This is a genomic window from Rhodanobacter sp. FW510-R10, from assembly GCF_058781105.1.
Window position 1 is genome coordinate 2,380,369 of the sequence record NZ_JBYSWL010000001.1, and the last position, 23,974, is coordinate 2,404,342.

The following is a 23,974-nucleotide window of genomic DNA, read 5'->3' on the forward strand; positions in this document are numbered from 1 at the left end:
ACAGTATGCGCATTGGCAACGACCGCCGCGGCGACGAATTCGAAATCAACGTGGTGCCGTTGATCGACGTCCTGCTGACCTTGTTCATGTTCTTTGCCTTGACCAGCACGTTCGTGCAGCACGCCCGCATGCGGGTGACCTTGCCGAATGCCAGCAGCGAGGCCGAAGGCGGGCAGCCGGCCCTGATCATCACGGTGGACAAGGATGGTCGCTATTTCGTGGGCAGCGATTCGGTGCCGGGCACGAACATCGACGTGCTCAAGCAAAGTGTGGCCCGCGTGGCTGGCGACGACTTCAGCCGCACGGTGATGATCCGCGCGGACGCCGCCAGCACGCATCAGAGTGTGGTCACCGCCATGGACGCGCTGGGGCAGCTTGGTTTCACCCACTTGTCCATGGCGACCACGCCGACGGCAGCCGGCAACGGGCAATGACCCGCACCAAGCCACCGGTTTGGGGCGCACAGAGCTGGGCCGTGTACAAGCGGCTGCTGGGCTACACGCGGCGCTACTGGGCGATTGGTCTGGTGGCCATCCTCGGCATGGCCGTCGACGCGGGCGGCCTGGCGCTGTTCACCGGCCTGCTGCAGCCGATGATCGACAAGCTGTTCATGCACAAGGACGCGTTCCTGATCTTCTGGATGCCCGTCTGGATCATCGGCATCTTTTTCCTGCGTTCGCTCGCCACGTTCGTCAGTACCTACGGCATGGCTTACATTGGCCGCCACGTGGTGCAGGCCATGCAGCAGGACGTGTTTGCCGCCTACCTGCGCTTGCCGGCGGCCTACTTCGGCATCGAGCCTTCGGGGCAACAGATTTCGCGCGTGACCTATACCAGCGAGCAGGTGGCCTCGGCGTCCACCGACGCGGTGAAGATTGCCATCACCGATGGCTGCACGGTGATTGCCATGTTTGGCGTGATGCTGTATTTCAGCCCTTACCTCACCCTGGCCCTGCTGGTACTGGTGCCGGCGATCGCGCTGATTGCCACGGTGGTCAGCCGCCGCTACCGGCAGATCAGCCGGCGCATCCAGGGGAGCATGGGCTCGGTGGCTGGTACGGTCGAGGAATCGGTCGGCGCGCATCGCGAGATCCGCATCTTCGGCGGCCAGGAGCACGAGGCACAGCGCTTCGACCAGGTGGTGCGGCACACGCGCCGGCTGAACCTGAAGATTGCCGCCACCAATGCCGCGGCGAGCTCCACGATCCAGTTTTCCGCCGCGCTGGCGCTCGCGGCGCTCGTGTTCCTGGGCACGCGACCGCAGGTGCTGGACCACATGTCGCCCGGCGTGTTCTTCGCGGTGCTCACCGCGATGGGCGCGATGCTGCCCTCACTGAAGCGCCTGGCCAACGTACAGGCCAACATCCAGCGCGGGTTGTCCGCGGCGGAGGACCTGTTCGAAGTGGTCGACCTGCCGCCGGAAGTCGATACCGGCAAGGAAGCGCTGGCGCGCGCCCACGGCGACCTGCGCTTCGAGGGCGTGCGCCTGGTCTATCCGCGGCACAAGGTGGAAGCTTTGCGCGGGGTGGACCTGCACTGCGCCCCCGGCACCGTGACGGCGCTGGTCGGCCGCTCGGGTAGCGGCAAGACCTCGCTGGTCAGCCTGCTGCCGCGTTTCATCACGCCCAATGCCGGGCGCATCGTGCTGGACGGCCAGGACTACAAGAACTACACGCTGGCGTCCCTGCGCCGGCAAATCGCCTGGGTCGGGCAGGACGTGATGCTCTTCGACGACACCGTGGCCAACAACATCGCCTATGGCGAACTGGCCGGCGCCAGCGAACTGGAGATCATCGAGGCCGCGGGCGCTGCCAATGCGCTGGACTTCATCCGGGCCCTGCCGCAAGGCATTCATACCCAGGTCGGTGAGAGCGGCAATACGCTGTCTGGTGGCCAGCGCCAGCGCATCGCGATTGCCCGCGCGATCCTCAAGAATGCGCCGATCCTGATCCTGGACGAGGCCACCAGCGCGCTGGACACCGAATCCGAGCGCCTGATCCAGCAGGCGTTGCAGCGGCTGATGCACGCCCGCACCACCCTGGTCATCGCGCATCGGCTGTCCACCATCGAGGGCGCCGACCAGATTGCGGTGATGGATCGCGGCCACATCGTCGAGCGTGGCACGCACGCCGAATTGCTGGCCCTGGACGGGCAATACGCGAGCCTGTACCGCCTGCAGTTCAACGACCACGCCACTGCGCTCGGCACGGCCTGAGCGGCCGTCGCATGGCCGGTTTCGACGCCCTGCAAGCCGCCTGGTATGGGCCCCGTCGTGCGCCATGGTGGACCTGGCCGCTGGCGTGCCTGTACCGGGCGGTGGTGGTGGTGCGTCTTGCCCTGTACCGCCGCGGCTGGCTGCGCAGTGCGCGGCTGGCCGTGCCGGTGGTCGTCATCGGCAACCTCACGGCAGGTGGTACCGGCAAGACGCCGCTTACCATTGCGGTGGTGCGGGCCTTGCGCGCGCGCGGCTGGCGTCCAGGCGTGGTCAGCCGTGGCTACGGCGGCACCCAGCGCGCGCCGGTGTTGCTTGGCGATGCCCCGGATCCGGCCGTGGTGGGTGACGAACCTTGCCTGATCCACGGTGAGGCGATTCCGGTGGCGGTCGGCCGCGAACGGCCGGTGGCGGCGCAAATGCTGGTCGACGCCGGCTGCGACCTGGTCGTTGCCGACGACGGTTTGCAACATTACGCCCTGGCGCGCGACGTCGAGGTCTGCGTGATCGACGGTGTACGGCGTTTCGGCAATCGCCGAATGTTGCCGGCGGGGCCGTTGCGCGAGCCGCTGTCGCGGCTCTCGCGCGTCGATTTCCGCGTGTGCAATGGCGGCCGGGCAGAGCCGGGCGAATATGCCATGCATCTGTCGGGCGACGATGCGGTGGCCCTGGTCGATGGTCGCAGCCAGCCGCTGCGGGATTTCTCCGGCCAGCGCGTACACGCGGTGGCGGCCATTGGCAACCCGCAGCGCTTTTTTGCCGGCCTGCGGGCCATGGGCATCGACGTGGTGGAGCACGCTTTTGCCGACCACTATTGCTACCTGCCAGCCGATCTCGAGTTCGCCGACGGAGTGCCGGTGCTGATGACCGACAAGGATGCGGTCAAGTGCCGCGCGTTTGCCCAGCCACACTGGTGGCGGGTGCCAGTGCAGGCCGAATTGCCGACGGCATTTTTTGATGCGTTGGCGACACGTGTCGAAGCAGCGCAGGAAACGGCCAGGGCGCGGCGCTCATAGCGCCACGGATTCGCCGCCAACGATGACCTCGCGCACCAGCTGGCCGGCGATCCAGTAGCAGAGCTCGGCTGGTCGGCGCGCGTGCCACACCACCAAATCAGCGCGCTGGCCGACCGCCAGGGTGCCGCGGTCGGGCAAGCCGAGCGCACGGGCCGCATGCGCCGTGATCCCGCGCAGCGCCTGCTCCGGTGTCAGGCGGAACAAGGTGCAAGCCATGTTGGCGGCCAGGCGCAGGGAGAGTAGGGGCGAGGTGCCGGGGTTGCAATCGGTGGCAATGGCGATCGGCACCGCGTGCCCGAGCAGCGCAGCGATCGGCGGCAGTTGGGTCTCGCGCAATGCGTAGAACGCGCCGGGCAGCAGCACGGCAACCGTGCCGGCCGCCGCCATCGCGGCAATGCCGGCACTGCCAAGATGTTCCAGGTGGTCGGCGCTCAGGCCCTTGAACTCGGCCACCAGAGCGGCGCCGCCCTGGTCGGACAACTGTTCGGCGTGCAACTTCACCGGCAAGCCGAGTTCGCTCGCCCTGGTGAACACGCACTGGGTCTCTGCGCGGGTGAAGCCGATGGTCTCGCAGAATGCATCGACGGCATCGACCAGGCCCTCGCCGGCGAGTGTCGGCAGCAGCTCGTCGCACACCAGGGCCACGTAGGCGCCGCGATCGTCCTTGTATTCAGCAGGCAAGGCGTGCAGGCCGAGGAAGCTGGTGCGCACGCAGATGCCCAACTCGCGCCCGAGGCGTCGTGCAACGCGCAACATGCGACGTTCCGCGTCGAGCTCCAGGCCGTAGCCGGATTTGATTTCCAGCGTGGTTACACCGTCGGCGCGCAGCGCACGGGCGCGCGGCAACGCCTGGGCGAACAAGGCCTCCTCGCTGGCGGCCCGCGTGGCATTGACGCTGGAGACGATGCCGCCGCCGGCACGGGCGATGTCCTCGTAGCTGGCCCCATTCAAGCGCAGCTCGAACTCGTGCGCGCGATTGCCGCCAAACACCAGGTGGGTGTGGCAATCGACCAGCCCAGGGGTAACCAGGGCGCCATCGACGGAGTCGACCCTGGCCGCCAGGGCCTTTGGCGCGTCCGGCAGGGCGTTCATCGCCCCGATCCAGGCGACCTGACCGCGGTGCAAGGCGACCGCGCCCTGTTCGAGCAGGCCGTAGGGCGCATCGTCGGCCATGCTGGCCACGGTGGCGTTCAGCAGCAGGCGGTCCCAGCGCGGGTTGTTCATTGGTTCTCCTTGGCGATGGCTGGCAGCTCGCTCACCGGCGTGGTACGCCAGCGCGTCTCGTACAGGTCGAAGCGGCGGTCCTTGAGATTTTGCACGGCGCCGGCGTTGCGGGCGCGGGCCAGGCTCTCCAGGCGCAGGTCGGCAAACAACACGGTCTCGATGTTCGGCGTGGAATCGGCGGCGATGCCGTCGCGGGCAAACGGGAAATCGCTCGGCGTCAGGATGCAGCTCTGGCCGTACTGGATGTCGAAATTGTTGACCCCGGGCAGGTTGCCGACGTTGCCGGACATCGCCACGTAGCATTGGTTCTCGATGGCCCGCGCCTGCGCGCAATAGCGCACGCGCAGGTAGCCCTCGCGCACGTCGGTGCAGAACGGCACGAACAGGATCAAGGCACCCTGGTCCACCAGGTGTCGCGCCACCTCCGGAAACTCGGCGTCGTAGCAGATCATCACCCCGATCGGCCCGCAGTCGGTCTGCACGGTGGCGGCGCTCTCACCGCCGGTGATGTTCCACACGTTGCGCTCGCTGGGCGTGGGGTGCAGCTTCTCGCGCTCATGCACGGAGCCGTCGCGCAAGCACACGTAGCACACGTTGTGGATGTCACCGTTCGGCTGTTCGGTGGGGTGCGTGCCGCCGATGATGTTGATGTTGTAGCCGACGGCCAGGCGGCTGAACAATTCTTTGACCTGGGGCGTGTACTGGCTCAGCTTGCGGATCGATTCCACCGGCGACAACTCAGTGTTCTCGATCGACAGCAGCTGCAGCGTCATGAGCTCCGGGAACGTCACGAAGTCGGCGTTGTAGTCGGCCGCGATGTCGGTGAAATATTCGACCTGGGTGGCGAATTCCTCGAACGAGGCGATGCGCCGCTGCTGGTACTGCACCGAGGCCACGCGCACCGAATCGGGCAGGCGCTGCGGCGAGGTGACCGGCGGCATGTCCGGCTGCTCGAGCAGGCGCGGGTTGCGCCATACCAGGTGCACGGCGTAGCCGAGCGATTCGTGGTCCGACGGCACGTAGCCGCGCAGCAGCCCGATCATCCGAAAATGGTTGGACAACTGGAAGCTCAGCGTCAGGTCGCGGCGCTTGCCGTCCAGCACGGCCTGCACATAGGCTTGCACGCTGCCGTAGCGGCCGATGTTCTTTGCCAATCCAGGCAGGCGCCCGCCAAACACGATGCCGCGCAGCTTGAGGTCCATGCACAGGCGCTTGCGGGCCTGGTACAGGCGCTGGCCGATGCGCATGCCACGGTAATCCGGATGCACCACCACTTCCATGCCGTACAGCCACTCTCCGTCGGGCTTGTGCCGCGAGGCCATGCCGCCGCCGGTGATCTGCATCCAGGTATGCGGCGCCAGCGCCGCGGCCTCGTCGATGCGGAACGTGGCGCAATAGCCGACGATGACGTCCTCGTATTCGACGACAAACTGGCCTTCGGGAAAGTGCGTCTGTTGCGAGCGCAACATTTCCGCCGAATGCCCCCATTCCGGGGTGTAGATGCCGGCGGTAAGGGCGACCAGGGCCGGCACGTCATCGGGAATCGCCTGGCGCAGGCGCAGTTTCGGGGACAGCTCGGTTGCCTTCTTCACCATGGCGCCATTATGCCTGGCGCCCTGCTGCGGCAAGTGAAGCGCCACCGGATCGTCGGTCCGCCGAAGATTCCCGATGACCTGTAGGGCCTAGCGGTGCGAAGGCCTGGGCTTTTGCCGCGGGTTGTTCTGGTGCTCGTGCGGCGTGTGCTCGTCAGGCATCTCACGCTCGTCGTTGCGGCGGGGCTGCCGCGCTGACCACGCGGTTGTGCAAGCGCCTCATCGATCGTGACGGAGGCGCCCCGCATGCCGACGAGCGCAACGCGCCGGCGGCGGCACCCGACGTGGTCGGCCATTGGTGCGTTCAGCGCCCTGCTGGCCGGGATCGTGCTGCTCAACCTGTGGCCCCGGGAGCCCGTGCCACCGCGCCTCGGGCAAGTCAGCGCCGTCGTCCTCCCGATGCAAGTGGTTGCCAGCGGACCAAACCGGGACGCCGGAAACATGCAGCGGCTGTATCTGCTTGCGATCGAGGGTGCGCGGCGCAGCATCGACCTGGAAGCGGCTTATTTCGGACCCGATGAGCTGATCGGCCGGGCCTTGCTTGAGGCGATGGGACACGGCGTACGTGTGCGCCTGGTGGTCCCCGGCCCACATACGGACAGTCTTATCGTGCTCGCGGCTTCGCGCGCGGGCTGGGGCGCCATGCTGCGTGCCGGTGCGCACGTCTATCGCTACGAGTCGGCACTGTTCCACAACGAGCTCATGGTGGTGGACGGCTACTTGACCATTGCCGGTTCGGCGAACTTCGACAACCGCTCGTTCACGCTCAATGACGAGGCCAACATCGATGTCTACGACGCGGCCTTTGCCGCGCACATGACGCAGGTGATCGAGGCCGACATCCAGCGCTCGCGGGAGCTGAGCTTGCAGGCCTGGCGCACGCGGCCGTGGTGGCAACGCCTGCTCGACTGGTGCGCCGCACAGGCCGCGGCCCAGTTGTAGCGCCAGTCGGGTGCGGCGAGGGTCCGGCCGGGGCCGGGCATAATGCAATGAGTACACTGTGCGTCCCCGGTCGGAGCAGAGCATGAGCAGCAGGCAGGTTTCAGGACGGTTGCGCGCCAAACAGCTGTGGCGGACCGGGGGCTGGCAGCTCGACGCCAGCCTCACCGTGGATACCACCGGCCGTTTGGCGGCGGTGACCGACGATACGGCGACTGCTGCGGATGGCACGTTGGGGGCCTGGGTCTTGCCGGGCATGCCGAACCTGCATTCGCATGCGTTCCAGCGCGCCATGGCCGGCCTGGCAGAGCGGCGGGGCAGGGGCGAGGACAGCTTCTGGAGCTGGCGCGAGACCATGTACGGCTTTGCCGCCACGATCGGGCCCGAGGAGCTGCAAGCCATTGCCGCGCAGCTTTACGTCGAGATGCTCAAGGCCGGCTATACCCAGGTTTGCGAGTTCCATTACCTGCATCACCAGCCCGACGCGAAGCCATATGCACCGGCCGAGGCCATGTCGCTGGCACTGATCGAGGCGGCGCGCGAGGCGGGCATTGCGCTGACCTTGTTGCCGGTCCTCTACATGAGCGGCGGCTTCGACGGGCGTGCGCTGGGCGAACGACAGCGGCGCTTCGGCCACGACGTGGCGCGTTACCTGCGCTTCCTGGAGAACCTGCAGGCGCTGGCGGGCGCGGATTTACGCGTCGGCATCGCCCTGCATTCGCTGCGTGCCGTGCCCGAGGCGGCACTGCGGGAAGTGCTGGCCAGCGGCCTGGTGCGCGCCTGCCCGATCCACATCCACATCGCCGAGCAGCTTGGCGAAGTACAGGACTGCCTCGCCATCCGCGGCGCCCGCCCGGTGGAATGGCTGTATGCGCATGCCGACGTGGACTCCCGCTGGTGCCTGGTGCACGCGACCCACCTGACACCCGCGGAAATGCAGCAGATCGCACGCAGTGGCGCAGTGGTTGGCCTGTGCCCCACCACCGAGGGCAACCTCGGTGATGGCTTGTTCCCGTTGGCGGCCTATCTCGATGCGGGCGGCGTACTCGGCATCGGCTCCGACTCGCACATCTCGATCTCGCCGGTGGAAGAGTTGCGCTGGCTGGAATACGGCCAACGCCTGCTCACCCACCATCGCAACGTGGCGGCGCGCCGTCCCGGCGACAGCGTCGGCGAAACCCTGTGGCGGGAAGCATTGCGCGGTGGCGCGCAGGCATCCGGCCTGCCGATTGGTGCATTGCGCGAAGGCAGCCGCGCGGACTTGATCGTGCTCGACGAGGCTTCGCCGCTGCTGGCTGCGCGCGATGCACGCTCCATGCTGGACAGCTTCCTGTTTGCCGGCAACACGCCGCTGGTGCGTGACGTGATGGTCGGCGGGCGCTGGCAGGTGCATGACTTCCACCACCACGACGAGGAGCGCATTGGCGCGCGTTACCGCGCGGTGGTCGAGCGCCTGGCCCGGACCCCTGCCGTGGCGGCGCCCATCCGGCGGCCATGAGCGCGGTGCCGGCGGATCACGCGGTACCGTACATCCATCGCGGCACGGCGGCGTTCACCCGGACGAACCTGGCGCTGTTTGCCGCCGGCTTTGCCACCTTTGGCCTGCTGTATTGCGTGCAGCCGCTGATGCCGCAGTTCAGCGCGGACTATGGCGTGAGCGCCGCGACCAGTGCGCTTTCGTTGTCGGTGACCACGGGCGTGCTGGCGTTTGCCCTGCTGCTGGCCGGTGCGCTGTCCGATGCCTGGGGCCGCAAGCGGGTGATGACGGCTTCGCTCTTCGTGTCCGCGCTGCTCGTGCTGCTGACCGCGCTGGCACCGACCTGGTCCCTGCTCCTGGTGCTGCGCACGCTGCTGGGCTTCACCCTGAGCGGGCTGCCGGCGGTCGCGATGACCTATCTCAGCGAGGAGATGGACGCCGAGTCGATTGGCCTGGGCATGGGCCTGTTCATCAGCGGCAGCGCGGTCGGCGGCATGAGTGGACGACTGATTACCGGCGTGTTGGCCGATTTCGTCGATTGGCGCATCGGAGTGGCCGTGGTGGGCGTGGTTGGCCTGCTCTCCGGCTGGGTGTTTGCCCGCAGCCTGCCGCCGTCCCGCCATTTCACGCGCCAACCGCCCGGTTTACGCGCTCTGCGCCGCCGCTTCGCAGGCGTACTGCATGATCCGGGCTTGCCGTGGATGTTCTTCGAAGGTTTCCTGCTGCTGGGCGTGTTCGTCACGGTCTACAACTACCTGGGCTACCGCCTGCTGGCGCCGCCTTACAACCTTAGCCAGGCCACCGTGGGCTTGATCTTCGGCATCTACCTGGTCGGTACATTCAGCTCGCCGTGGATGGGCCACCTGGCCGGCAAGCTTGGGCGACGCAAGGTGCTGTGGACGGCCGCGGCACTCCTGCTGGCCGGTGTCGCGCTGACCTTGGCGCGGCCGCTCGCGCTGATCCTGCTTGGCATCGTTGTGCTGACGTTCGGCTTTTTCGGCGGGCATTCCATCGTCAGCAGTTGGGTCGGCCGCCGCGCGGGCGCCGCCAAGGCCCAGGCCTCGGCGCTGTACCTGTGCTGCTACTACGTCGGTTCCAGCGTCGCCGGCTGGGCTGGTGGGCTGTTCTATGCCTGGCACGGCTGGAATGGCGTCGGCAGCTTCGTCGGTGTATTGGCGCTGCTCGCGCTGTTGGTGGCCCGGCGACTGCATCACCTGCCGCCCCTGGCCGGGCCGCCATCCCCCGGCACCGAACCCGCGCTGCCATGACAGGCGGCCGTGCAGCCATCGGCTGATTTCGACCAACCGCAGATGCGACGTCGTGTGATAAGTTTCGGGAAGTGAAATTGGGATCAGAGTGCACTTTCGATACGACGGCTGAAGAATCCATCCAACCATCTGTCGAAAGTGCACTCTGACCCCAATTTCCGCCGGTCGGCAGGGGGTCGGCTGGCGCTCATGACCATCCTGGGGAGTCGATATCCATGCGAGCATCCATCCGCCTTGCCTTGACTGCGGGACTGGCCATTGCGGCCGGCATCCTGCTGCCAGGGATCACCTTCGCGCAGGCCACGCCAAGCTCGGGCGAGCGTCCCGCCCGCTTGATCATCCGCAATGCCACCGTCGTCGACGGCAACGGCACGCCGGCCAAAGGGCCGTTCGACATCGTGGTGGAAGGCGACACGATCAAGCAGGTCGTGGCAATCGATCCGGTCGCCATGGGCCGTGGCCGTGCCCGGCCGCAGGCGGGCGCCGGCACGGTGGAAATCGACGCCACCGGCAAGTACGTCACCCCCGGTTTGATCAACGCGCATGCGCACCTGCAGGATGAGCGCGGCGGCAAGCCACAGCCGATCGAATACGAGACCAAGATCTGGCTGGCCTGCGGCATTACGACGATACGCGACGTCGGCAGCGACACCAAGAAGGCGCTGGCCTGGCGGGCAGCGAGTGCGCGCGGCGACCTGGTCGCGCCGCGCATCCTGGTCTATCCGATGTATGGCGTGCGTTCCACGCCGGAGGCGGCGCGCACGTTCATCCGTTCGATCAAGGCCCAGGGCGCCGACGGTGTCAAGATCACCGGCATCGATCGTGACGTGATGGCGGCGCTGGCGGACGAGGCGCACAAGCAAGGCCTGCGCATCGCGCACCATGCCGGCGTCGAGGAAACGAACGCCTGGGACGACATGAAGTTTGGCACCACGAGCATCGAGCATTGGTACGGCGTGCCGGATGCGGCGCTGGCCGATGGCGTGCAGGCGTTCCCGTCCTACTACAACTACAACAACGAGACCGATCGCTTCCGCTGGGCCGGCCATCTCTGGCGCGAGGCCGATCCGCAATTGCTGGACAAGGTGCTGGACGGGATGGTCGAGCACAATGTGGCCTGGGTGCCGACGCTCGACATCTACGAGGCCTCGCGCGACCTGCAGCGGGCGCGTACCCAGCCCTGGTTTGCCGATTACCTGCACCCGACGCTGGAAGAGTATTTCCGTCCCGATCCGGCAAACCACGGCTCCTACTTCTTCGGCTGGAGTTCCACCGACGAGACCTACTGGAAGGAGAACTACCGTATCTGGATGGCCGCCGTGCGTGACTTCGCGCGCAAGGGCGGCATCGTTGGCGCCGGGGACGACGCAGGCTTCATCTATGAGCTGTATGGCTTTGGGCTGATTCGCGAGCTTGAGTTGCACCAGGAAGCCGGCTTCAGCCCGATCCAGGTGATCCAGCACGCGACGTTCAACAACGCGCGCATCCTCGGCAAGGAAACCGAGCTTGGCCGCATCCGACCCGGCTTCAAGGCCGACTTGGCGGTGGTGAATGGCAATCCGCTGGAGAACCTCAAGGTGTTCTATCCGACCGGCGTGGATGACATGGTCGACGGCAAGCCAGTGCACACCGGCGGGGTGGAGTGGACGATCAAGGACGGCATCCCGTACCACGGCCCGACGCTGATGCGCGAAGTCAAGGCCATGGTGGCGCAAGCCCGTGCCCAGCGCGGCCAGGGTACGGACTGACCTCGAGTCCAAGCCCGTTGCGGCAAGGCGTGGAGATGGCCTGGCGTTCACGTCGCGGCGTGCATCATTGGTGCATGTCCACGATGCTCAAGCCTGCCACCGTGGGCTTGCTGGTTCGCGACCGGCAAGCCTGCCGGGTCGTGGCCATCGCATTGTGCGCGCTGGGGCTGGCGTGGTTCCGCACGGCGCTGTCGCAACAGGTTCCCGTGCCGCCGCCGGCAAATCCGCCGCCGGCGCAGACCTTGCTACTGGTGCCGCCACCGGCTGCGGTCGAGTTCCAGCAAAGCGTGCAGCTGCAGCAAGTGCGCGACCAATTGCAGCAACGCCAGCTGGAGAGCGACTTGCGCCGCGGCGTGAGCGAGCGGGCGCGACAGGCGTTGGACCCGGCGTCGCGTAACCGCACCCAGCTCGACCAGGCGGCGCAGGCCCAGCAGGCACGTGACCAGGCGGCCCAGCAAGCCTTGGTCGACCAGTACTGGGGCACGAACCGCCTGCCGCCGCCGGCTTCTGTCGCACCAGCCAAGGCACGCAGCGGCCAATAGCCTGGCCGGAAGCCCGGGCGGCTTCTGCCGCCCAGGCTCCTAGGCGGCGAACAGGTCGCCGTGCACGGTGCGCCGCTCCAGCGCCAGCAGGAATTCCTTGATCGGCAAGCCGCCGCCGTAGCCGGTGAGGGAGCCGCTGGCGCCGATCACGCGATGGCAAGGCACGATGATCGACAGCGGATTGCGCCCGTTTGCCGCGCCGACCGCCCGCGACGCGGCCGGATTGCCAACGCGCCGGGCCAAATCGCCATAACTGATCGTCGTGGCGTACGGGATGCGGCGCAGCTGCATCCAAACCGCGAGTTGGAACGGCGTGCCATGCGGATTCAGCGCCAGGTCGAACGCCTGCCGCTTGCCGGCAAAGTACTCGTCGAGTTGCCGGTGCGCGCGCGCCAGCGGTCTGGCTGCGCGTACCCAATGGGGCTCGATCGCGGTGGGATGGCTCTCCTCTTCGAAAAACATGCCGCACAAGCCGCCGACGTCAGCAACCAGGCGCAGGCGGCCGACCGGGCTGTCGATTTCGTCGTAATACGTCGTGGTGTCGCTGGCTCTCATGTCAGTCACTCCGTGGGAGGGTGGTGCGTGCTTCAATCGCGGCCCGCTCGCCGGAGGCGCGCCACAGCTGCATCACGGCATAGGCGCGCCAAGGTCGCCACGCTGTCGCGCGTGCCAGCAGCCCCCGCTCGCTCAATGGCGTACCGCCGCCGGCAGCGGCACGGCGCAGGACCAGGTCCGCGGCAGGGAACGCGTCCGGCTCGTTCTGTACGCGCATCGCGATGTAGTGCGCAGTCCACGGGCCGATGCCCGGCAGCGCAGTCCAGCGCCGCACGAACTCGTCCAGCGGTTGCGCCGGATCGAACGTCACGCGGCGATCCTGCAGCGCCTGCGCGATACCCTGGATCGTCCGCGCCCGGCTCGTCGTCACGCCCAGGCCGCGGAGATCTGCCGTGGCCAGCGCGTCCGGCGCCGGGAACAGGCGTTCCAGGCCGGGCTGCGGGGGCGTCGCAAGCGGCGTGCCGTAACGTTGCACGATGCGTGCGGCGAGTGTGCGCGCAGCGGCAACGCTGACCTGCTGGCCAAGCACCGCGCGCACCGCGGTCTCGAAACCGTCCCAACTGCCGGGTACGCGCAAGCCCGGGTGCCGCGCGCACAGCGGACCGAGCAGGGGATCGGCGGCGAATGCCCCGTTGATCAAGGCCGGATTCGCGTCCAGGTCGAACATGCGGCGTACACGGGTGACCACACCGAGCAGCTCGGTGGCATTCGGGCAATGCACCCTCAGGCGCAAGTTGTGGGCGCGCCCCGGCCAGGGGTCCAGGATCAGCCAACCCGGTGCCGTGGCCGGGCCAAACACGCGCGCGTAGCCGTGCGCGTCGACACATTCGACCCCGGGCAACGCGCGCGTGCGCAGGAACTCGAGCACGGCGCCAAACGCGTACGGTGGCCGGTAGGCGAGCCGAAGCACGAGTGGCGCATCCTTCGCGGCGCGCGGCGTCCGGCGCAATTGCCGCGGCTCGATACGGTTCGCCTGGGCAAACGCCGCATTGAAGCGGCGCAGGCTGCGGAAGCCGGATGCAAGCGCGACCTCGGTCACCGGCAGCGCGGTCTCGGTCAGCAGTTGCTTCGCGAACAACAATCGCTGCGTCGTATACACGTTGTGCGGCGGCACGCCGACACGCTGCACGAACAGGCGGCGCAGCTGCCTGCCGCTGATGCCGACGCGCGCGGCGAGTTGTTCCAGCGACTGCTCCGCGAGCGCACCATCGGCGATGAGCTTCAGCACGTTCGCGACGACGTCATCGCCGTGTCGCCAGACGTCGTTACCCGGCGCGAGTTCGGGCCGGCAGCGCAGGCAGGGTCGGAAGCCGTCGGCTTCCGCGGCTGCCGCATTCGCGTAATAGCGCACGTTGGTGCGCCGCGCGGCAGGCGCCGGGCAAACTGGCCGGCAATAGATTCCGGTGCTGCTGGCCGCGGTGAAAAACAGGCCATCGAAACGGGCATCGCGGCTCTTGCGGGCAAGGTCGCAGATGCGCGGGTCGGGCAGGGCGATGTCGGCTTGCTGATCCATGGACGCAGGCTAGCACCGCAAGCGGCGCGGAACTCGCCGTTTTCGGACACCACTACGTGGGACCGGCGGCGCCTGCAGGCGAGCCTGCGGTGTCGACTGGATCGGTGGACGGAATCTGGCCGACATGGGAATTGCTGCACTGCATTTGTATAGATATAAATTTTCGTGTATACAAATGACGAGTCTGGTGACAAGGCGACCAGACCCGTCCTCGCCAGGGGGTTCGGCGACGATGAAGAAGCGGCCGCGGCAACGTTGCAGCGAGGTGCGAACCAATGCGATGCCTGGCGACTTACCGGCAGTACGTGGAGCAGCCCCGCTTCGGATCCGCGCGTGTAACCGGCCGTACGCCCGGACATCACTCGCGGCACGCAACGGATGCAATCGGGGGTTCCAGGACACCGGGCATGCCGGTATGCTGCAGTGCATCACTTGCGCACATCACAGGTGCAATGCAGGCTCCGCGCGTGTGGTATTGGCGCGGCGTGGCAAGGTCATGCCTCGGGGCGGTGTCGCGGCGTTTGCGTCGATCGCGACGCCGGGGAAGCGCTGAGGGGTAGCAGCTTATCGTTTTCACCGTGTATCGACATGACATCATGGGGAGGTCACATGCTGGAATCAGACACGAGAGGCAAGTGGTGGTCGGCCATCGTCTCCGCGCTCGGGCTGGCGCTGCTGCTTGGCGCGGCACCGGCGGTATTGGCCCAGGTTCCCACCCCCGCGTCGGTGCTCGGACATACGCCTGGCGATGATTATTACCTCGCCGACTACGAAGATTCGGTGCGCTACTTCCACGCGCTTGCCAAGGCGTCCGACAAGATCAAGATGGTCTCGATCGGCAAGACCACGCAGGGGCGGACGTTCGAGTACGCGATCATCTCGAACCCGGAGAACCTGGCGAAGTTCGACCAGTATGTCGACGCCTCGAAGAAGCTGGCCGACTCACGGCAGCTGACCCCGGAGCAGGCGCGCGAACTGGCACGCACCTCGAAGATCATCGTGCACATCGACGGCGGCCTGCACTCGAGTGAAGTTGCCGACCACCAGCACCCCATGCTGCTTGCCTACAAGCTGCTGTCCGAGCCGGACAATCCGGAAGTGGCGGCGATCCTGGACAACGTCGTCCTGCTCTTGTGGCCGACGCTCAACCCGGACGGCATGGACATGGAAGTGCACTGGTACCGCCAGCAGCTCGCTGGTCGCGACCTTACCGGCCCGGTGCCGACCAAGGCGATGGACCAGCGCAGCCCGCGCCTGTACCAGGAGTACGTGGGCCACGACAACAACCGCGACGGCTACATGCTGAACATGATCGAGAGCCAGGTCGTGACGTTCGAGGGCATGAAGAACGCGCCGGCCATCTGGTACACCCAGCACCAGAGTGCACCGTTCCCGGCACGGATCTGGATGCCGCCGTTCTATGACCCCGTGTCGGCGAACATCGATTCGCTGACCCGCGTATGGACCAGCAACATCGGCATCAACATGATGTCGCGCTTCGAGCAGGAGGGAAAACCGGGCGCGATCGTGCAGGCCACATTCGACAACTGGTATCCCGGTTACATCGACTATATCGCCGAATTCCGGCACACCATGGCGTATTTCACCGAGACCTCCCACGACTCGGCCACGCCACGCAACTACAGCCTGAGCGAGTTCCCCAAGGCCTGGCAGGAGCTGAAGCCGCAGGTGTTCTATCCCTCGCCGTGGAAGGGAGGGATCTGGCGACTGCGTGATTCCGAGGACTACATGATGACCGCGTCGATGTCGACGCTGGACACCGCGGTCAAGTATCGCGAGGAGCTGCTGTTCAACCGCTACCTGGCCGGTAGCCGCACCATGCGGCGCTATGTCGACGCCGGCCTGCATGCCTATGTCATTCCCAGTGGCCAGGCCGACCCCCAGACCGCCGCGCTGCTGGCACAGAAGCTGGTCCAACAGGGCGTGGAGGTGTACCAGAATCCGTCGGCGCTGACCCTGGGCGGCACCTCATATCCGACGGGTTCATGGGTGATCCCGATGAACCAGCCGTTTGCCGGCCTGGTGCAGGAGTTGTTCGAGCGGCAGAAATACCCGACGGTGTTCCTGGACGACAAGGGCTTGCCGCCAAAGCTGCCGTATGACGCGACCGGCTGGACGCTGCCGCTGCAGTTCGGGGTCGACACGGTGGCCATCGGCATTCCGCTGCCGGCTGACGCCATGGCTTCCCTGAAGCGGGTCGACGAAGCCAGGACCGAGGGCGGACTGCAGGGCAGCGGCTCGGCCTTCGCCATCAGCCATGCGAGCAACGCGAGCTTCAAGGTCGCCAACGCGGTGCTGGCGAAGAAGGGGCGGGTGGCGTTCAGCGGCGACGATGCAGGCGCCATGGTGCTTTCCGGGGTGGACAGCAAGACCCTGGACGGCATCCTTGCCCAATATGGCGTGACCGCCACGCCGGCGGCGTCTGGGCACGAGGCGACGCCGGTGCGGAAGGCGCGCGTCGGCAACTATCGGCCCTGGGGTCAGGACCAGGCGGGGATGGATGCGGGTTGGACGCAATGGCTGCTGGAGCAGTACGGCTTTGCGCCGGTGACTTTGCGCAATGCCGACATGCGCCGCGGCAAGCTGCGCTCGAAGGTGGACGTGATCGTGTTGCCCGACACGATTGGACGGGGAGGCCAGCAGCCGGTGGCGCGCCTCGTCGACGGCATGTTCAAACCGGGCACGATGCCCGCGGAGTTCGTCGGCGGCATCGACCAGGCTGGCGTGGACGCGCTCAAGGCGTTCGTCAACGAGGGCGGCACCCTGGTGGCAATGAACCACTCCTCGGTCGCGGTCACCGAGCTGCTGGACCTGCCCGTGGAGAACGCGCTGGCCGGCCTGAGCCAAAGTGAGTTCTTCTGTGCCGGAGCCTTGTTCGGGGTCAACCTGGGCGAGTCATCGAGCGTGACACAGGGCATGCGGCAGAGCCCATCGGTGATGTTCCTCAACAGCCCGGCGTTCAAGACCAAGCCTGGATTCAAAGGTCGCGTGTTGGCTTCCTATGCAGCCACCGGCAGCTCGCTGCAGAGCGGCTTTGCGGTCAACCCCGAACGCCTGCAGGGCCTGGCGGCCGCGCTCGAGGTCGAATACGGCAAAGGCCGGGTTCTGCTCTACGGCTTCGCACCGCAGTGGCGGGGCCAGCCGCAGGGCACGTTCAAGTTCCTGTTCAACACGATGTATCTGCGGTGACGCAGCCGCCGGCATCGCGAGCCACTGCAACCGGCGTTACAACCTTTTTGAAACTTCAGCTCAATCGAGGGTAAGTCCATGAAACCAAGCATGAATCGCCTCGCGGTCGCAGTAGGTATGGCGCTGGCTGCCGGAGCCATGGCCATGGCCGGGCCGGCGTTCGCGACGGACGAGCAGGACACACCGGACGCGGCGCAGGCGACCCAGGCCAACGCCTCGCAGGCACAGACCTTGAAAGGTGTGGTCGTCACGGGTTCCTTGATCCGCCGCGTCGACATCGAGACCGCGAGCCCGGTGGTCACCTTGGACCGCGCAAGCATCAGTGCCAGCGGCAAGCCCGTGCTGGGCGACGTCTTGCAGGCCTTGCCCTCCATTTCAGGCAATGCCACGAACCCGCAGAACAACAGCAACGGTGGCGGCGGGGCGACGCCTTCGGGTGAGGCTGGCGATGGTGCCTCCCGCGTATCGCTGCGCGGCCTGGGCGTGGAGCGCACGCTCGTGCTCGTCAACGGCCAGCGCATGGCGAACCCGGATGTCAACCTGATCCCGACCGACATGATCGAGCGCACGGACGTACTGGCTGAAGGCGCTTCGACCGTGTATGGCTCGGATGCGATTGGCGGCGTGGTCAACTTCATCCTGCGCAAGGACTTCCAGGGTGCCCAGGTCAGCGTGAACGGCGGTATTTCCGGCCATGGCGACGCCGAGCGGCGCGGCATGACGCTGACTGCCGGAACCTCGGGCGACAAGTACAGCATTGTCGGTGGCGTCGACTACAACAAGTACGACCCGGTGCTGAACCCGGCGCGCAAGTTCGCCGCCCAGGTGCTCTACCTCTCGGGCGGCGTCATCACGCCATCGGGGTCCAGCAGTATCCCGAACGGCCGCATCCAACTGCCTGGCTCGTTCGCCAGCCGCTATGGCTGCACGGTCAACTCGTCGGGCTCCATCTTTGTCACGCGTGACAAGGGCAACGGCCAGAGTCTCGATGACTACCGCTGCTACCGCGGCGCGAGCGACAACTACAACTACGCAGTGTCGAACTACCTGCAGACCGCGCAGAAGCGCACGAATGGCTTTGTGCTCGGCAGCTACAACATCACGGACAACACGACCGCGTTCGTCGACGCGTTCTACAACCACACGGTGTCCAGCGGGCAGGATGCATCGACGCCTTATGGCAGCAGCGCGCTGTTCAGCATCCTCTCGAGCAACCCAATCAACCCGTTCGGCGTCACATTCAGCCAGCGGCCGATCCCAGGTGACCCGAACAGCGGCTACCGCTTCCAGACGCGCCTGACCGGCATTGGTCCACGCACGCATTTCTTCACCACCGACACGGGACAGGTCAATACCGGCTTGCGTGGCAACTTTGGCCAGGACAGCAGTTGGATCTGGGATGCCTCAGTCAACTACAGCCATACCAAGCGCAACATGGTGGAGCCGGTCGTCATGGTCGCCTCGAAGATGCAGGCGGCAGTCAATGCCGGCGCAAACATCTTCAACCAGGGCGACCCGGCGGTCAGCAAGCTGTTTGAAGCCGCCAGGCAACCATCGCAATACGTCCTGACCCGCGCCACCAAACAGGCCCAATTGGATGCCAGCGGCGAGTTGTGGACCATGCCGGCCGGGGCAGTCCAGCTGTCGGTAGGCACCCTGTTCCGCAAGCAATCCATGAACTACACGGTCAGTCCGGACTCGATCCTGGATCCGGCAACCATGACCTGCAATTCGGGCGGCTGCCAGTCGCCCGGGCGCGGCAGCTACAACGTCAAGGAGCTTTTCAGCGAGGCCTTGATCCCGCTCCTGTCGAACCAGCCGTTTGCGCACACGCTGAACCTCGACCTGGGGGTCCGCACGTCCGACTACAGCACGACCGGGGTGACCACGAACAAGAAGATCGCAATCGAATGGCGTCCCGTCGCGGACCTGCTGGTCCGCGGCACGATCTCCGAGGTCTTCCGCGCACCAAACTTGAACATGTTGTACGACGGCCTTTCCACCGGCGGCGGCGGGGCGGCACTGAACGACCCTTGCGCCCATCGCACGGCAGCCGAGCTGGCGCAGCACGCCAATGCCTGCCGATTCGTGCCACCAAATTGGGCGGGCAACTCGGTGCTGCAGGTGACCGGGCGTTACTCCGGTGCCATTGCCGCAGGGTCGAAGCTGAAACCCGAACACGGCAAATCCGTCAATTTCGGCCTGGTCTACGACCCCGAGTTCATTCCCGGCCTGTCGACCAGCGTCGACTTCTGGCACATCTATCTGTTCGACACGCTCACCACGATCCAGACCGACACCGTGGTCAACGCCTGCTACAACAACAACGCAAGCCCGTACTGTGGCTTCATCGTGCGCTATGACAACACCACGCGGCAGCCAGGTGAGATTTATTACGTCAGCACGCCGGCGGTGAACCTGGGCAGCCTGAGCACGAGCGGCATCGACTACACGCTGCGTTACCGCCTGCCACATTTCAACGTGGGCAGCATGGACCCAGGCGATTTCCGCTTCGGCCTGGCCAGCAGTTATGTCGCAACCTACAAGAACAGTGCGACACCGGGCCAGCCGGGTGCGCAATCCATCGATTATGCCGGTACCTTCAGCCAGCAATTCGGCAATATCCCACGCTGGCGTGGCACGGCCACGATCAACTGGGAAAAGGGCAACTGGAACGCCCAATGGCAGACGCGCTACATCCATCGTCTGACGCTGCACAACGGTGACGCGGCTATCCCGGGCGTGGATATCCCGATGGCCTCAGTCTTGTACAACTCGATCCAGCTGGGTTACGCGATACCGAAGATCCGCACGCGCTTCGACATTGGCGTGGACAATTTGAACGACCGTCAGCCACCGCTGATCTACCAGAACAGCAACCTCAACACGAACAACACCGACGGCGCCACGTACGACTTGCTTGGGCGCTATTACTGGGCGCGCGCCACGATCAAGTTCTAAGACCTCATCAGAGTAAATGGGGAGCTGATTCACGCGAAGCACCATGGCCGGTGCGACGTATGCACCAGGTACCTAGGGAAGGTCTGAATAATTGCCGTCATCCCCGCGAAAGCGGGGATCCAGTGAGGTTACGTTGTTGAAATCAAAGACACTGGATTCCCGCTTTCGCGGGAATGACGATCAAGAGCGAATTGTTCAGAGCTTCCCTAGAGGAGCCCTGATTCTGCTCGTCATCCCGCAATTGCGTAGCGATATCTGGGATCCAGTGCCTTTATTTTTTAGCTGTTTTGGGAGCAAAGGCACTGGATGACCAGCTTCGCTGTTGTGAGGCGCCTCCCGCTTCCGCGGGAATGACGGTTTGGGGTTGATCGGAGTTTCCCTGGGGTGCCTTCGTGGGATGTTCTTGGATGGGTTGATGATGCGTGTCGGCCGTATTTTGCGGTCCGATGACTGTTGGCGTGGCGGCACAAGCCTGGAGTCACATATGATCGTATTCCGAAACAACATGATTCGTCCGGCGGGTGTACTGGCACTTGTATTGAGCCTGGCCCTGCCATCAGCTCTGGCGCAGGATGCTGGCAAGGATGGGCCATTCCAGCGGCTGGTGGTTCGTGGCGTGACCATGATCGACGGCACTGGCGCGCCGCCGATGGGCCCGGTCGATATCGTGGTCGAGGGCGACAAGATCACTGAAGTCAAGCGCTTTGGATACGCGAAGAAGAATCAGGAGCTGCACGACGAGGATCTGCTCAAGGGTGCAGACCGGGTGATCGACGCCCGCGGCATGTATGTGACCCCTGGGTTTATCGACATGCATACCCATGAGCGCGATCCGTACGCCTATTTGCTTCATCTCGCGCATGGGGTCACGACCGTACGGATCTTGACCTTTGATGACAAAACCACTGATGAGGTAATGAAGCAGCGGGAGCTCAGCAACAAGAACCAGATTGTTGCGCCACGTATCCGCGTTTGCCAAAGCGTGGCACCGGTCAATACACCCGACGAAGCCCGGCAATGGGTGCGTAACGCGAGGAAGCGGGGGGTGGACTGCATTGGCGAGGGTGGGCCAAAGTACCGCGACGTCATGGCGGCATACCTTGCCGAGGGCAATGCGATTGGCATGCCAAGCATGATCCACATCGGGTTCGACAACGCCATTACCGCACGGGATGCCGCGGAGATGGGCTTGGACGAGATGGAACATTTCTACGCGTTGTTCGAGTCTCTGCTCACGACACACTCGCTCCGCGACTACTCTTCTGACTACAACGAGAACTCCGAGGATGACCGTTATCCAAAGGTCGGCGAGCTCGTGGACCAGAGCTACGGACCGGAAAGCCAGCAGTGGAAGGAATTGATCACGTTGTTCAAGGAGAAGAACTTCATCCTCAATCCGACGTTCATCATCTATCAGTTCGTCTACGATTTGATGAAGGCCAGCAATGCGGACTGGATGGCCGAATACGCCATGCCGGAATTGTGGAAGAGCTTTGAACCGAATCCGTTGAAGCACAGCGGTGTCATGGCGAAATTGACCAGCGTCGATGAGGCCCGCTGGCAGCGGTATCTCAATAAATGGATGCGTTTTGTCTACGATTATACCTTGGCTGGCGGGCGCGTCACGGTGGGGACCGATGCCAATAGCGTCTATCAGCTTGAAGGCTTTTCCTATATCGAGGAAATGATCCTGCTTCAACAGGCAGGGTTGACGCCGCTGGAGGTCATACGGTCAGCCACGCTCTATGGTGCCGAGGGCATTTTCCAACCATACAAGGCGAACGGGCGCCCGATTGAATACGGCGTGATCCGGCCTGGGCTGAAGGCAGACCTGGTGCTGATGACTGAAAATCCGCTGGAAGACTTCAAGACCCTGTATGGAACCGGCACGGTCCGGCTCGACCGGGAGACGGGCAAGATCAGTCGGGTCAAGGGCATAAAGTACACGGTGAAGGGCGGCGTGGTTTACGACAGCGACAAGCTGCTGTCGCAGATTCGCGACATGGTCACGAAGTCCAAGAAGGACACCGGTATTGAAGTCAACATCCCAGCGATGCTGCATCCCTCGGATGGCTGACGCCTGGTGACAACGTGGGGTGACGGGATTTGTGGATTTGTCGCGAAAGGTCGGGTTTCGGGCGTTGCGCGGAACCAGGATTGGCATCGCATCTATCACGCTAGGAGTGGAGTATGAAGATGAGGCGGATTGCGTACTTGTGCATGGGCGCCGGGTTGGTAGCGGTTGCGGCCTGCAGCTCCAACGCACCCGACGTGCCGGAGTCATCTGGTACGCCCGCGGGAACGGCCAGCGCACCAAGCACCACGGCGAGCACGAAAAAGCCGGGCACGCTGCCCGCGACCATGGACATGCTTGCGCGGGCCATCGCGTTCCAGAGCGCAACCGGGCATGGAGACCAGACGATCGCCTTGGCCCATTACCTGGCCGAGCAACTCGAGTCCGCCGGATTTGCCAAGTCGGACCTCGAGGTCGTGCCCATCAATGGCATCGACAAAAGCGCAGCCCTGGTATTGAACTGGAAGGGCAGCACCAATGCCAAACCCATCCTGATCAATGGCCACATGGATGTGGTGGCTGCCGATGCCGACCGCTGGACGCATCCGCCGTTCGAGTTGGCCAAGGAGGGCGAATATCTGTACGGCCGCGGCGTCGCGGACATGAAGAACGAAATCGTCGTACTCGTGCAGACCCTCATGCGATTGAAGCAGGAAGGCTTCACGCCCGAGCGTGGGCTGATCGTGGTGCTGACCGGCGACGAAGAGACGGATTTCGCGTCGGCACGGACCTTGGCGCCGAAGTACAAGGACGTCGAATACGTGATCGACGCCGAGGGTGGCGCCGGGACCTACAGCGATGACTTGAAGCCGGAGCTGTACCGCATCGGTGCCGCCGAAAAGCTCAACGTGGATTACCTGCTGACCGCCACCGGGCCTGGCGGCCATTCAAGTACACCCCTGCACAACAATCCCCTGTACACGCTGGCCAATGCCCTGGGGCGTGTCCAGCAGTACGAGTTCCCCGTGACCTACAACGAAATCACCCTGGCGGCATTCAAGGGCCTGGGCGAGCACGTGACCGGGTCGCTTGGCGAGGCCATGAAGGCGTTTGCCGCCAACCCCAAGGATGCCAAGGCCGCAGCGACGCTTTCGGCCGACCCGGCCTATGTCGGGCAACTGCGCACGACCTGCGTCGGCACCACCATGGAGAGCGGCCACGCCCTGAATGCCGTACCGAAGCAGGCGAACGCCAACATCAACTGCCGCGTCTGGCCTGGCGTCAGCCCCGAGGCCATCAAGGCCGAGTTGACCAAGGTCATCAACGACCCCGCGGTCACGATCACCATCCAGGATCCGCAGCCGGTGGTCAGCCAGGCCTCGCCCATCATGCCCGAGCTGTTTGCGGCCATCACCGCCACGATCCACGAGCGCTTTCCGGGCGTCGACGTCGTGCCGTCCCAAGGTGCGGGCGCCTCCGACAACCAGTTTTTCCGCAATGAAGGCCTGCCGGCGTACGGGGTGAGTCCGTTCTTCAGCAAGCCAAACGACAGCCGGGCACACGGCATCGACGAGCGCGTGCTGGCCGGCGAGTTTCAACCTGCATTGGATTTCTGGTACGGGTTGTTGAAAAAAATCACTACGCAGCAATAGGAGCCGGAGTCGACCCTGCTTTTCCAGTCCCATCCATGTCACAACAGAAGG

General features: G+C 65.1%; 16 protein-coding genes. 12 read left to right on the top strand and 4 right to left on the bottom strand.

The annotated features are described in order from the left end of the window. Nucleotides 1–5: 5 nt before the first annotated feature. From AC3WJB_RS10250 to lpxK, 3 genes are read left to right on the top strand one after another with little or no spacing between them, the layout of a single operon-like run. On the top strand, nt 6–434 hold the full coding sequence (locus tag AC3WJB_RS10250) for an ExbD/TolR family protein (protein ID WP_492681217.1): 429 nt from the start codon (nt 6–8) through the stop codon (nt 432–434). Further along, nucleotides 431–2,215, top strand: a complete 1,785-nt coding sequence (gene msbA, locus AC3WJB_RS10255; protein WP_492681219.1) for a lipid A export permease/ATP-binding protein MsbA — start codon at nt 431–433, stop codon at nt 2,213–2,215. Before AC3WJB_RS10250 ends, msbA begins: the two co-directional genes overlap by 4 nt. Nucleotides 2,216–2,226: 11 nt before the next feature. After that, a complete protein-coding gene (gene lpxK / locus AC3WJB_RS10260) occupies nt 2,227–3,228 on the top strand; it encodes a tetraacyldisaccharide 4'-kinase (RefSeq protein ID WP_492681221.1) in 1,002 nt (333 codons plus the stop codon). On the opposite strand, the gene hutI is transcribed toward lpxK, so the two are convergent. Together hutI and AC3WJB_RS10270 are read right to left on the bottom strand one after the other, a co-directional pair. Further along, nucleotides 3,223–4,452: an imidazolonepropionase gene (hutI, locus tag AC3WJB_RS10265; protein WP_492681223.1), complete on the bottom strand. Its 1,230-nt coding sequence runs from the start codon at nt 4,450–4,452 to the stop codon at nt 3,223–3,225. The two genes, lpxK and hutI, sit on opposite strands and share 6 nt — an antisense overlap. Next, nucleotides 4,449–6,047, bottom strand: a complete 1,599-nt coding sequence (locus AC3WJB_RS10270) for a GNAT family N-acetyltransferase (RefSeq protein WP_492681225.1) — start codon at nt 6,045–6,047, stop codon at nt 4,449–4,451. The genes hutI and AC3WJB_RS10270 overlap by 4 nt, the downstream gene beginning before the upstream one ends. A gap of 243 nt (nt 6,048–6,290) precedes the next feature. Here AC3WJB_RS10270 and AC3WJB_RS10275 point away from each other — a divergent pair, with 243 nt between their 5' ends. From AC3WJB_RS10275 to AC3WJB_RS10295, 5 genes are all read left to right on the top strand, one after another. Further along, complete coding sequence (locus tag AC3WJB_RS10275) at nt 6,291–6,986, top strand: phospholipase D-like domain-containing protein (RefSeq protein WP_492681227.1); 696 nt, start codon at nt 6,291–6,293, stop codon at nt 6,984–6,986. 82 nt (nt 6,987–7,068) lie between these two features. Beyond that, nucleotides 7,069–8,481 (top strand): formimidoylglutamate deiminase, encoded by a 1,413-nt coding sequence (locus tag AC3WJB_RS10280; RefSeq protein ID WP_492681229.1) that lies wholly within the window; start codon nt 7,069–7,071, stop codon nt 8,479–8,481. Beyond that, the gene (locus AC3WJB_RS10285) at nt 8,478–9,728 is read left to right on the top strand and encodes an MFS transporter (protein WP_492681231.1); all 1,251 of its coding nucleotides are present in this window, start codon (nt 8,478–8,480) and stop codon (nt 9,726–9,728) included. Before AC3WJB_RS10280 ends, AC3WJB_RS10285 begins: the two co-directional genes overlap by 4 nt. 215 nt (nt 9,729–9,943) lie before the next feature. Beyond that, entirely contained in the window at nt 9,944–11,476 is a 1,533-nt protein-coding gene (locus AC3WJB_RS10290) for an amidohydrolase family protein (RefSeq protein ID WP_492681233.1), read from the top strand. Nucleotides 11,477–11,550: 74 nt separating this feature from the next. Then, the gene (locus AC3WJB_RS10295) at nt 11,551–12,018 is read left to right on the top strand and encodes a hypothetical protein (RefSeq protein ID WP_492681235.1); all 468 of its coding nucleotides are present in this window, start codon (nt 11,551–11,553) and stop codon (nt 12,016–12,018) included. Nucleotides 12,019–12,057: 39 nt separating this feature from the next. On the opposite strand, the gene AC3WJB_RS10300 is transcribed toward AC3WJB_RS10295, so the two are convergent. Next, a complete protein-coding gene (locus tag AC3WJB_RS10300) occupies nt 12,058–12,573 on the bottom strand; it encodes a methylated-DNA--[protein]-cysteine S-methyltransferase (RefSeq protein ID WP_492681237.1) in 516 nt (171 codons plus the stop codon). A 1-nt stretch (nt 12,574) separates the two neighbouring features. Further along, nucleotides 12,575–14,086: a DNA-3-methyladenine glycosylase 2 family protein gene (locus tag AC3WJB_RS10305; RefSeq protein ID WP_492681239.1), complete on the bottom strand. Its 1,512-nt coding sequence runs from the start codon at nt 14,084–14,086 to the stop codon at nt 12,575–12,577. 609 nt (nt 14,087–14,695) lie between these two features. Here AC3WJB_RS10305 and AC3WJB_RS10310 point away from each other — a divergent pair. The 4 genes from AC3WJB_RS10310 (at nt 14,696) to AC3WJB_RS10325 (ending at nt 23,923) form a co-directional block, all read left to right on the top strand. Beyond that, nucleotides 14,696–17,296, top strand: coding sequence for a M14 family zinc carboxypeptidase (locus AC3WJB_RS10310; RefSeq protein WP_492681241.1), 2,601 nt, complete (start codon nt 14,696–14,698; stop codon nt 17,294–17,296). Between the two features lie 90 nt (nt 17,297–17,386). Then, nucleotides 17,387–20,257 (top strand): TonB-dependent receptor plug domain-containing protein, encoded by a 2,871-nt coding sequence (locus AC3WJB_RS10315; protein WP_492681243.1) that lies wholly within the window; start codon nt 17,387–17,389, stop codon nt 20,255–20,257. A 484-nt stretch (nt 20,258–20,741) separates the two neighbouring features. Beyond that, nucleotides 20,742–22,334: an amidohydrolase family protein gene (locus AC3WJB_RS10320; RefSeq protein ID WP_492681245.1), complete on the top strand. Its 1,593-nt coding sequence runs from the start codon at nt 20,742–20,744 to the stop codon at nt 22,332–22,334. A 113-nt stretch (nt 22,335–22,447) separates the two neighbouring features. Beyond that, nucleotides 22,448–23,923, top strand: a complete 1,476-nt coding sequence (locus AC3WJB_RS10325) for a M20/M25/M40 family metallo-hydrolase (RefSeq protein WP_492681247.1) — start codon at nt 22,448–22,450, stop codon at nt 23,921–23,923. The last annotated feature ends 51 nt before the right edge of the window (nt 23,924–23,974 follow it).